Origin of the sequence: Streptomyces sp. 35G-GA-8 (genome assembly GCF_023534745.1) — a bacterium.
In the GTDB taxonomy this organism is placed as follows: Bacteria; Actinomycetota; Actinomycetes; order Streptomycetales; family Streptomycetaceae; genus Streptomyces.
Genome location: NZ_JAMHJQ010000010.1, coordinates 393094 through 405619, shown reverse-complemented (window position 1 = coordinate 405619; position 12526 = coordinate 393094). Strand labels below are relative to the sequence as shown.

Below are 12526 nucleotides of genomic sequence, written 5' to 3'. Positions count from 1 at the left end.
TGCCGTTGGGTGGTGCGATGGTGGCGGTGGGGGCGTCGGAGGCGGAGGTCGCGGCTGAGTTGCCGGATGGTGTGGGTATCGCGGCGGTGAATGGGCTGACCTCGGTGGTGGTTTCGGGTGTGGCTGCTGGTGTGGAGGTGGTGGCGGAGCGGTGGCGTGGGGCGGGGCGGAAGGTGTCGCGTCTGCGGGTGAGTCATGCGTTTCACTCGCCGTTGATGGATCCGATGTTGGGTGAGTTCCGTCGGGTGCTGGAGGGTGTGTCGTTCGAGGCGCCGTCCATTCCGGTTGTGTCGACGCTGACGGGCCGGTTGGCGACGGCCGAGGAGTTGGGTTCGCCGGAGTATTGGGTGCGGCATGTGCGTGAGTCGGTGCGGTTCCACGATGCGGTCGTGACACTGCGCGAGCAGGGCGTCGATGTCTTCCTGGAAGTCGGTCCCGGAGGTGTGCTGTCCGGTCTTGGCCGGCTCAACGCCCCGGAGGCCGCCTTCGTACCCGCCCTTCGCGGTGACCGGCCCGAACTCGTCGCGCTGACATCTGCCGTCGGCCAACTGCATGTGCGTGGTGTCCGGGTGGACTGGGAGGTGTTCTTCGGCGGTCGTGGCGCGCGACGGGTGGATCTGCCGACGTATGCGTTCCAGCGTGAGCGCTACTGGCTGGACGCCCCGTCCGTCGACGAGGGCGTTGAGCGGATGTCGCCGGTGGAGGCGCGGTTCTGGGAGGTCGTGGAGGAGGGCGATCCCGCTGATCTCGCCCGTACGCTGGATGTGTCGCCCGATGATCCGCTGAGTGCCGTGCTGCCCCGGTTGTCCGCGTGGCGCAGGAAGCAGCGGGACCGATCCATCGCCGATGACTGGCGATATCGGGTCGAGTGGCGGGCTCTGGAGGCCGGGGGCAGGCATTTGGAGGGTGTCTGGCTGGTGGTCGCGCCGGCCGGTGAGGAGCGTGCCGAGTGGGTTGGTGACGCGCTGGCTCGTAACGGTGCGGACGCGCGGGTCCTTTACGTGGTTCCGGAGGCGGTCGACTGGGCGGAGCGGCTGGCCGATCTGCCTGTTCTGAGTGGTGTGGTGTCGTTGCTGGGGCTCGCCGAGGCGGGTGGGTCGGTTGTGCCGGTGGGTGTCGCGGCCACGGTCGGTCTGCTGCGGGCGTTGGGTGACGCGGATGTGTCCGCGCCGTTGTGGTGTCTGACGTCGGGTGCGGTGTCGGTGGGCGAGAGTGACCCCGTCGCTGGGTTCGAGCAGTCGATGTTGTGGGGTCTGGGCCGGGTGGCCGCGTTGGAGCATCCCGGCCGCTGGGGCGGCCTGGTCGACCTGTCCGACGTACGGGACGAGGCGACCGGTGACCTTCTCGCCTCCGTCCTCGCCGGAACGACGACCTGCGAGGACCAGATCGCCTTGCGTGGCGGGGAGGTTCTTGGCCGGAGGCTGGTGCCCGCGCCGCTGGGCGAGGTCTCCGGGGAGGGCTGGTCGCCGCGCGGGACGGTCCTGGTGACCGGCGGTACAGGTGCGCTCGGTGCGCATGTGGCGCGCTGGTTGGCCACGCGCGGGGCCGAGCACATCGTGCTGGTGAGCCGTCGCGGCCGGGCCGCCGAGGGCGCCGAGGAACTGGAAGCCGAACTCGTCGAGCTGGGCGCGCGCGTCACCTTCGCCGTCTGCGATGTAACGGACAGGGACGCGGTCGCGGCGCTGCTGGCCGGAGTCCCGTCGCTCACCGCGGTCGTGCACGCCGCGGGCATCGAGCGTTCGACCCTCCTCACCGACCTCGATCCGACCGACCTCACCGAGTTCGCCGACGTACTGGCGACCAAGGCCGACAGCGCGAGGCACCTGCACGAGCTGCTGGGCGACACGCCGTTGGACGCGTTCGTGCTGTTCTCGTCCATTGCCGGCGTGTGGGGCAGCGGTGGCCAGGCAGCCTACGGTGCGGCGAACGCCTACCTGGACGCACTCGCCGACCACCGTAAGGCGGCGGGTCTGACCGCCACGGCCGTCGCGTGGGGCCCGTGGGGCGGCGGCGGCATGGTCGCGGACGCCGGGCAGGACGCGAATCTCCAGCGCAGGGGCCTGACCACGATGGCCCCCGAGGCGGCGCTCGCCGGTCTCGGTATGGCTCTGGAGTGTGGTGGCGGGAACGTTGTTGTCGCGGATGTCGACTGGGAGCGGTTCGCGGGTACGTTCATGTCGCAGCGGCCGAGCGCGTTGCTGGGTGAGCTGCCGCAGGTGCGTGCGGTGTTCGAGGTCGCTCCTGTGGAGCAGGGGGTGTCGGCTCTCGCGGGGCGGCTCGCCGGTTTGGATGTGGGGGAGCAGGAGCGGCAGCTGACCGAGCTGGTCCGGTATGAGGCTGCCGCGGTGCTGGGTCATGTGTCGGGTGAGGCGTTCTCCGCGACGCGTGCGTTCAGGGAGCTCGGGTTCGACTCGCTGACGGCGATGGAGCTGCGGGGCCGGCTGAGCGAGGCCACCGGTGTCGCCCTGCCGGCGACGGTGGTGTTCGACTATCCGACGGGCGCCGCGCTTGCGGCTTTTCTGCGTGTTGAGTTGTCGGGTGCGGAGGCCGTCGCCCCCGCGGCTGCGGTCGCTGTGTCGGGTGTGACGGATGAGCCGGTCGCGATTGTGGCGATGGCGTGCCGGTTCCCGGGTGGTGTGTCGAGCCCGGAGGATCTGTGGGATGTCCTTCTGTCGGGTGGGGACGCGGTGGCGGAGTTCCCGAGCGACCGTGGCTGGGACGTGGAGTCGCTGTACGACCCGGACCCTGACCGCACGGGCACCACTTACAGTCGTATGGGCGCATTCCTCGACAACATGGCCGAGTTCGACCCCGCGTTCTTCGGGATCTCGCCGCGTGAGGCGTTGGCGATGGATCCGCAGCAGCGGCTGCTGCTGGAGACCTCCTGGGAGGCGTTCGAGCGGGCGGGCATCGACCCGAACTCGCTGCGGGGCAGCCGGGCGGGCGTGTTCGTCGGCACCAACGGCCAGGACTACACGACGCTGATGATGGCCGTTCCGGACAGCGTCGAGGGCTACTTCGGCACCGGCGGCGCGGCGAGTGTCATCTCCGGCCGGCTGTCCTACACGTTCGGGCTTGAAGGCCCAGCGGTCACGGTCGATACGGCGTGCTCGTCGTCGCTGGTGGCACTGCACCTGGCGGTGCAGGCCCTGCGGTCGGGCGAGTGCGAGTTGGCGCTCGCGGGTGGCGTGACGGTGATGTCCACGCCCGCCGCGTTCGTGGAGTTCAGCAGGCAGCGAGGGCTGTCGGTGGACGGCCGGTGCAAGGCGTTCGGGGCGGGCGCGGACGGTACGGGCTGGGGTGAGGGCGTCGGCATGCTGGTCGTGGAGCGGCTGTCGGACGCTCAGCGCAACGGCCACCAGGTGCTGGCGGTGGTGCGGGGTTCGGCGGTGAACCAGGACGGTGCGTCGAACGGTCTCACCGCGCCGAACGGCCCCTCTCAGCAGCGGGTGATCCGGGCCGCGCAGGCGGCAGCCGGTCTCGCGCCGTCCGAGGTGGACGCGGTGGAGGCGCATGGCACCGGCACCACGCTCGGCGATCCGATCGAGGCCCAGGCGCTGCTGGCGACGTACGGTCAGGACCGGCCCGCCGACCGGCCGCTGTGGCTCGGGTCGATCAAGTCGAACATTGGTCACACCCAGGCCGCCGCGGGTGTCGCCGGTGTGATCAAGATGGTGCTGGCGATGCGGCACGGTGTGCTGCCGCGGACCCTGCACGTGGACCAGCCGTCGCCGCACGTGGACTGGTCGGCGGGTGCGGTGGAACTGCTGGCGGAGGCTCGGCCCTGGCCGGAGACCGGCGAACCGCGCCGTGCCGGTGTGTCGTCGTTCGGGTTCAGCGGGACGAACGCGCACACCATCATCGAGCAGGCCCCCGTGGTCGAGCCGGAGGAAGCCCCGGAGCCGTTGCCGATCGGCGCGGCCGTCCCGTGGTCGTTGTCGGCCAAGAGCCCCGCGGCGTTGCGGGAGCAGGCCGCGCGACTCAAGTCTTTCCTTGACGCGTCGCCGGATCTGTCCGTGGCGGATGTGGGCCGTGCGCTGGTGTTCTCGCGTGCGGCGCTGGAGCATCGTGCGGTGGTGGTCGCCGGGGAGCCCACCGAGTTCCGGTCGGCTCTGGCCGCTCTCGCCGAGGGGCGCGGTGGTCCGGGTGTTGTGGTGGGTGAGGCGGGGCCGCACCGGCTGGGTTTCCTGTTCTCGGGTCAGGGGTCGCAGCGGCTGGGGATGGGTCGTGAACTGTCCGAGCGTTTCCCGGTGTTCGCGGAGGCCCTGGACGAGGTGCTTGGCGAGTTCGACCCTGCGGTGCGTGAGGTGCTGTTCGGTGAGGATGCCGAGGCGCTGAACGAGACGGGGGTGACGCAGCCGGCGTTGTTCGCGGTCGAGGTCGCTCTGTTCCGGCTGTTGGAGTCGTGGGGTGTCCGGCCGGACATGCTGGCGGGTCATTCGATCGGTGAGCTGGCCGCGGCGCATGTGGCGGGTGTGTGGTCGTTGGCCGATGCGGTCAAGGTGGTGTCGGCTCGTGGTGCGTTGATGCAGGCGCTGCCCGAGGGCGGTGCGATGGTCGCGATCCAGGGGACCGAGGCCGAGGTCGCGCCGGACCTGCCCGACACTGTGGGTATCGCGGCGGTGAACGGCCCGAACTCGGTGGTCATCTCCGGTGCTGCCGCCGACGTAGAGGTGGTCGCGGAGCGGTGGCGCGAGGCGGGTCGGAAGGCGACGCGGCTCCATGTCAGCCACGCGTTCCACTCGCCGTTGATGGACCCGATGCTCGACGAATTCCGCTCGGTGGTCGAGGGAATCGAGTCCGGTGAACCCGCGATCCCGGTCGTGTCGACGCTGACGGGCCGGTTGGCGACGGCCGAGGAGCTGGCCTCGCCGGAGTACTGGGTGCGGCATGTGCGCGAGTCGGTGCGGTTCGCCGACGCCGTCGAGACGCTGGTCGCCGAGGATGTGGCGACGTTCGTCGAGGTCGGGCCGGGCGGGACGCTGTCCGCGCTGAGCCAGGAATCCGCGCCCGACGCGACGTTCGTGCCGATGTCGCGCGGTGATCGGCCGGAGGCCCTGGCCGCCACGACGGCCCTGGGGCAGTTGCATGTGCGCGGTGTCCGGGTGGACTGGGAGGTGTTCTTCGGCGGTCGTGGCGCGCGGCGGGTGGATCTGCCGACGTATGCGTTCCAGCGTGAGCGCTACTGGCTGGACGCTCCGGCCGTCGATCAGGGCGTTCAGCGGATGTCGCCCGTGGAGGCGCGGTTCTGGGATGTTGTGGAAGAGGGCGACCTCGTTGATCTCGCCCGCACGTTGGACGTGTCGTCGGATGATCCGCTGAGTGCCGTGCTGCCCCGGTTGTCCGCGTGGCGCAGGGAACAGCGGGATCGGTCCATCGCCGATGACTGGCGGTATCGGGTCGATTGGCGGCCGATACCCGCCGGGGGCAGGCAGTTGGAGGGTGTCTGGCTGGTGGTCGCGCCGGCCGGTGAGGAGCGTGCCGAGTGGGTTGGTGACGCGCTGGCTCGTAACGGTGCGGACGCGCGTGTCCTTTACGTGGATCCGGAGGCGGTCGATTGGGGGGAGCGGCTGGGCGAGTTGCCTGCTCCGAGTGGACTGGTGTCTCTGTTGGGACTCGCCGACGGAGGTGGGTCGGTTGTGCCCGCGGGTGTCGCGGCCACGATCGGTCTGCTGCGGGCGTTGGGTGACGCGGATGTGTCCGCGCCGTTGTGGTGTCTGACGTCGGGTGCGGTGTCGGTGGGCGAAAGTGACCCCGTCGCTGGGTTCGAGCAGTCGATGTTGTGGGGTCTGGGCCGGGTGGCGGCGCTGGAGCATCCCGGCCGCTGGGGCGGCCTGGTGGACCTGCCCGACGTACGGGACGACGCGACCGGTGACCTTCTCGCCTCCGTCCTCGCCGGGACGAGCGGCGAGGACCAGGTCGCGCTGCGCGGTGGCGAGACTCTGGGGCGCAGGCTGACGCCCGCGCCGCTGAGCGCGGACACCGCCGGCTCCGGCTGGTCGCCGCGCGGGACGGTCCTGGTGACCGGCGGTACCGGTGCGCTCGGTGCGCATGTGGCGCGCTGGCTGGCGGCGCACGGCGCCGAGCATGTCGTACTGACGGGCCGTCGCGGCCGGTCGGCCGAGGGCGCCGAGGAGCTGGAGGCCGAACTCGTCGAGCTGGGCGCGCGCGTCACCTTCGCCGTCTGTGACATGGCCGACCGGGAGTCCGTCGCCGCGCTGCTGGCCGGCGTCCCCTCGCTCACCGCGGTCGTGCACACGGCGGGCATCGAGCGCATGACACCCCTTGCCGACCTTGATCCCGATGACCTCGCCGAGTTCGGCGAGGTGCTGGCGGCCAAGGTCGTCGGCGCGCGGAACCTGCACGAGCTGCTGGGCGACACGCCGTTGGACGCGTTCGTGCTGTTCTCGTCCATTGCCGGTGTGTGGGGCAGTAGCGGGCAGAGCGCGTACGCGGCTGCCAACGCCTACCTGGACGCCTTGGCCGACCACCGAAGGGCGGCGGGTCTGCCCGCCACGGCCGTCGCGTGGGGGCCGTGGGGCGGTGGTGGCGGCATGGTGGCGACCGACGAGCAGGCCGCGCTGCTGCACCGCTGGGGCTTGTCGACGATGGCTCCGGCTGTGGCGATCGCGGGTCTGGCCACGGCTCTGGAGCGTGGTGACGGGAACGTTGTCGTCGCCGATGTCGACTGGGAGCGGTTCGCGGGCACCTTCATGTCGCAGCGGCCCAGTGTGCTTCTGAGTGAACTGCCCGAGGTGCGTGCGGCGTTCGAGGCCGCTCCGGCGGAGCCGGGTATATCCGCTCTCGCGCAGCGCCTCGCGGGTCTGGAGGTGGCTGAGCAGGAGCGGCAGCTCACCGAGTTGGTCCGGTACGAGGCGGCCGCGGTGCTGGGCCATATGTCCGGTGACGCGTTCTCCGCGACCCGCGCCTTCAAGGAGCTGGGCTTTGACTCGCTGACGGCGATGGAGTTGCGTGGCCGGCTGAGCGAGGCCACCGGAGTCGCCCTGCCCGCGACGGTGGTGTTCGACTATCCGACGGCCGCCGCGCTGGCCGCCTTTCTGCGTGTCGAGTTGTCCGGTACGGACGTGACCCCCGCTGCTTCCGCCCCTGTCGCCGTCTCGGGTGTGACCGATGAGCCGATCGCGATCGTGGCGATGGCGTGCCGGTATCCGGGGGGTGTGTCGAGCCCGGAGGATCTGTGGGACGTGCTCCTGTCGGGTGGGGACGCGGTGGCGGAGTTCCCGGCCGACCGTGGCTGGGACGTGGAGTCGCTGTACGACCCGGACCCCGACCACGCGGGCACCACCTACAGCCGCATGGGCGCGTTCCTCGACCGTGTGGCGGAGTTCGACTCGGGTTTCTTCGGTATCTCGCCGCGTGAGGCGTTGGCGATGGATCCGCAGCAGCGCCTGCTCCTGGAGACCTCCTGGGAGGTTTTCGAGCGGGCGGGCATCGACCCGAATTCGGTACGCGGCGAGCGGGCGGGCGTGTTCGTCGGTTCGAACGTGCAGGACTACGGGATGGTGCTGGACGGGGCCGCCGAGGACGTGGGCGGCCATGTGGCGACGGGCAGCGCGGCGAGCGTCATGTCCGGCCGGCTGTCGTACACGTTCGGGCTTGAAGGTCCCGCGGTGACGGTGGACACGGCGTGCTCGTCGTCGCTGGTGGCACTGCACCTGGCGGTGCAGGCCCTGCGGTCGGGCGAGTGCTCGCTCGCGCTGGCCGGTGGCGTCACCGTGATGTCCACACCCGGCGCGTTCATCGAGTTCAGCCGCCAGCGCGGACTGTCGGTGGACGGCCGCTGCAAGGCGTTCTCCGACAGCGCCGACGGCACGGGCTGGGGTGAGGGCGTCGGCATGCTGCTCGTGGAGCGGTTGTCCGACGCCCGGCGCAACGGCCACCAGGTGCTGGCGGTCGTACGGGGTTCGGCGATCAACCAGGACGGCGCGTCCAACGGCCTCACCGCGCCGAACGGTCCTTCCCAGCAGCGGGTCATCCGCCAGGCGCTGTCGGCAGCCGGCCTCGCGCCGTCCGAGGTGGACGCGGTGGAGGCACATGGCACCGGCACCACGCTCGGTGACCCGATCGAGGCGCAGGCGCTGCTCGCCACCTACGGTCAGGACCGTGACGGTGAGCCCCTGTTGCTCGGTTCGGTGAAGTCCAACATCGGCCATACGCAGGCGGCCGCCGGTGTGGCGGGCGTGATCAAGATGGTGTTGGCCATGCGGCACGGTGTGCTGCCGAAGACGCTGCACGTGGATGAGCCGTCGTCGCACGTGGACTGGTCGACGGCGGCGATGGAACTGCTCACCGACCAGCGGGAGTGGCCTGCCGTGGATCGGCCGCGGCGGGCCGGCGTGTCGTCGTTCGGATTCAGTGGAACGAACGCGCACGCCATCATCGAGCAGGCACCCGAGGTGACGTCGGCCGAGGCCGAGCCCGAGCCGCGCGAACCGGGTGTTGTGCCGTGGGTGCTGTCGGCGCGGTCCGGCGAGGCGCTGCGGGAACACGCGTCCCGGCTCCGGGAGGAGTTCGCGCGGGAGGCGGCCGTGCCGGTCGCCGACGTCGCCCACTCGCTGGGGTCCCGGTCGGTGTTCGACCACCGGGCCGTGGTGGTGGGGCAGGACCGGGAGGACTTCCTCTCCGGTCTCACCGCCCTGGCCGACGGCCGTGAGGCGCCGAACGTCGTGACCGGCGTGGCGGAGAACCGCGGCGCCGGTGTGGTGTTCGTGTTCCCCGGCCACGGTTCGCAGTGGGTCGGCATGGCACTGGAGCTGCTGGAGTCCTCGCCGGTGTTCCGCGCGCGGATGGAGGAGTGCGCGGAGGCGCTGGACGAGTTCGTCGACTGGTCGCTGCTGGACGCGATCCGGGACGCAGGACTGATGGAGCGGGTGGATGTCGTCCAGCCCGCCCTGTTCGCGGTGATGGTGTCGCTGGCGGCCACCTGGCGGTCGTGGGGCGTCGAGCCGAGCGCCGTGCTCGGGCACTCGCAGGGCGAGATCGCGGCAGCGTGCGTCGCGGGTGCCCTGTCCCTGGAGGACGCGGCGCGGCTGGTCGTCCTGCGGAGCAAGGCGTTGACCGTACTGTCCGGCCAAGGCGGCATGGTGTCGGTCGCGCTCGGCGTCGACGCCGTACGGGAGTTGCTGACCCGGTGGGACGGGCAGCTCGCGGTCGGCGTGGTCAACGGCCCCGCCTCGGTCGTCGTGTCCGGCGATGTCGCCGCGCTGGACGAGCTGATGGAGGTCTGCGCCGAGAAGGGGGTGTGGGCACGGCGGGTCCAGGCGGACTACGCCCCGCACTCCCACCACGTCGAGCGGATCGAGGCGGAACTCCTGGAAGGGCTGGCGAGTGTGTCGCCGCGCTCCGGTGACGTGCCGTACTTCTCCCCGCTGACCGGCGGGTGGCTGGAGACCCGTGGGATGGACGCCGCGTACTGGTACCGGAGCCTGCGGCAGACGGTGGAGTTCGCGGACTCCGTCTCCACGCTGGTGGCGGAAGGCTTCAAGGCCTTCGTCGAGGTGAGCCCGCATCCGGTGCTGGTGGCCGGGCTGGGCGAACTGGTCGGTGGAGACGGTGTGGTGGTCGGCTCGTCGCGGCGCGGGGACGGGAGCCTCGCCCGGCTGATGACCTCGGCGAGCACACTGCTCGTGCGCGGCGGCCAGGTGGAGTGGGAGCTCTCCGGTGCGCGCTGGGCCGGCCTGCCGACGTACCCGTTCCAGCGCGAACGCTTCTGGCCCACGACGACGCACACCGCGACCGGCGATGTGACCTCGGCCGGTCTGGGGCGGGTGGACCACCCCCTGCTCAGCGCCGTCACCGAACTCGCCGACTCCGAGGGCCTCGTGTTCAGCGGCAGGCTGTCCCCGCGCACCCACCCCTGGCTCACCGACTACCGCGTCCTGGGCGCCGCTGTGCTCCCCGGTGCGGCCTACCTCGACCTCGCGCTGCGCGCCGGCGACCACGTCGGCTGCGCGTCCCTGGACGACCTGGTGCTGGGCACGCCCCTGGTGCTGCCCGAGCGGGACGGCGTCCAGGTGCGGCTCAGCCTCGACGGGCCTGACGCGTCGGGCAGGCGGGCGTTCACCGTGGATTCCCGAGGGGACGAGGGCGGTGGCTGGACCCGCCACGCCACCGGCACCCTCGCGGCCGAGGCGGCACCCGTCACCGACGACCTCGTCGTCTGGCCGCCGAGCGAGGCCGAGCCGGTCGAACTGGACGGCCACTACGCCACTCTCGCCGCCTCCGGCCTCGACCACGGCCCGGCGTTCCAGGGGCTGCGCGCGGCCTGGCGCAAGGGTGACGAGGTGTTCGCCGAGGTGGTGCTGCCCGACGGCCTCGCGGCCGAGGGCTTCGGCCTGCACCCCGCTCTCCTGGACGCCGCGCTGCACGTCATCGGGCTCGGAGTGGGTTCGGACGGGCTTCCCTTCTCGTGGGCCGGGGTGCGGCTGTTGGCGACCGGCGCGACAGCGCTTCGGGTCCGGTTGACGCCGGTCGGCGTGGACGCCGTGGCGGTGCTGGTCGCCGACGGTTACGGCGAGCCGGTCGCCGCTGTCGACGAGCTGAGCCTGCGGCCCGTCTCCGCCGATCAGCTCAACCTCGCGCGATCCGCCCACCGCGACTCGCTGTTCGAGGTGAAGTGGGTTCCGATGCCGGACGCCGCTCCCCACACCGGTACGTGGGCGGTGCTCGGCGGCGACACCGCCCGGCTTGCCCACGCGCTCACCGCGGCGGGTGAACCGGTCGACGAGCACGACGACCTGGCCGCCCTGCTGGCCGCCGTCGATGGCGGCGCGCCCGTGCCCCGGTGTGTGGCCGTGACGCCCGGCGAGGGCGCGACGACGCCCCGGGAGGCGACGCGCCGCACCCTCGACCTGCTCCAGAAGTGGCTCGCGGACGACAGGCTCTCCGAGTCGCGGCTCGTGCTCGTGACGAGCGGCGCGGTCGCGGCCGGGCGGGACGAGGACGTCCCGGACCTGGTACGCGCCCCCGTGTGGGGCCTGGTGCGGTCGGCGCAGTCGGAGCACCCGGCGCGGTTCGTACTGGTCGACGTGGACGAACACGAGAAGTCGCCGCGCAGGCTGCCCGCGGCCGTGGCAACCGGGGAGCCGCAGGTCACGGTCAGGAACGGCGCCGCCTCGGTGGCCAGGCTGGCACAGCTCGCCACCCCGGCCGACGCGCCCGGACCGGTGGCGTTCGGCCCCGACGGCACGGTCCTGATCACCGGTGGTTTCGGCACGCTCGGCGGGCTGACGGCGCGCCACCTCGTCACCCACCACGGAGTCCAGGACCTGGTACTGACCGGCAGGCGCGGCGCCGCCACGCCTGGCGCGCGGGAGCTGTGCCGGGAACTGGAGGAACTGGGCGCGCGTGTCACGGCCGCGGCGTGCGACGTGAGCGACCGCGAGGCGGTCGCCGCGCTGCTGTCCGAGCACCCCGTGACCGCTGTCGTACACACCGCCGGCGTGCTCGACGACGGCACGGTCGAGTCGCTGACCCCGGAACACATCGACACGGTGTTCCGCCCCAAGGCCGACGCCGCGCTGCACCTGCATGAACTGACCTCGGGCACGGACCTCACGGCGTTCGTGCTGTTCTCCGCCATCGCCGGTGTGCTGGGCAGCCCAGGCCAGGGCAACTACGCCGCGGCGAACACGTTCCTGGACGCGCTCGCGCAGCACCGCCGGGCAGCCGGGCTGCCCGCGACATCGCTGGCGTGGGGCCTGTGGGCCGAGGCCAGCGGCATCACCGGCCACCTCGATGAGGCCGACGTACAGCGGATGGCGAGGGGCGGCATGCTCCCGCTGTCCTCCGAGGACGGCATGGCGCTGTTCGACGCGGCACGCGCGACCGGCGCCGCGACCGCGGTGCCCGCCGCGATCGACCTGTCCGCACTGCGAGCCCACCCGGAGCAGGTGCGGCCACTACTGCGGGGTCTGGTGCCCACGCCCGCCCGCCGCATCGCCCGGTCCGGCCACGGCTCCGGCGCGGTACCGCTCGCCCAGCGGCTCGCGGGCCTCACCGAGGCGGAGCAGGACCGGGCGCTGGTGCACCTCGTCCGCACCCACACCGCGGCCGTGCTCGGCTTCGCGGGACCGGAGACCGTCGAGGCGGACCGGGCGTTCAAGGAGCTCGGGTTCGACTCGCTCACCGCCGTGGAACTCCGCAACAGGCTCGACACCGAGGTCGACACCCGACTGCCCGCCACCCTGGTGTTCGACCACCCGAATCCGGCTGCGCTCGCGGCCCACCTGCGGACGACGCTGTTCGCCGGCCAAGGCTCGCCGGCCGCCGCGGCGCTCAGCGAGCTGAACAAGCTGACGATCACCATCTCCAAGCTCGACCCGGACGACGCGCTGGTCGGGGACATCCGGCTGAGGCTCCGGTCGCTCCTGTCCACCTGGGACGACAAGGAGCCCGAGGCCGCCGTGGACGACCTGAACAAGGCAACGCTGGACGACGTGTTCGACATCATCGACGAGGAACTCGGCAACTCCTGATCCGCGGGTCCCGACTCTTTACCAAGAGG

Annotated in this window: 1 protein-coding gene; it reads left to right on the top strand. The window is 71.8% G+C overall.

Going from position 1 to position 12526, the window contains the following annotated elements; all coding sequences use genetic code 11:
* Positions 1-12497, top strand: a 12497-nt coding sequence (locus M1203_RS24820) for a type I polyketide synthase (RefSeq protein WP_374403898.1), incomplete at its 5' end; no start/stop codon positions are given.
* Positions 12498-12526: the final 29 nt, after the last annotated feature.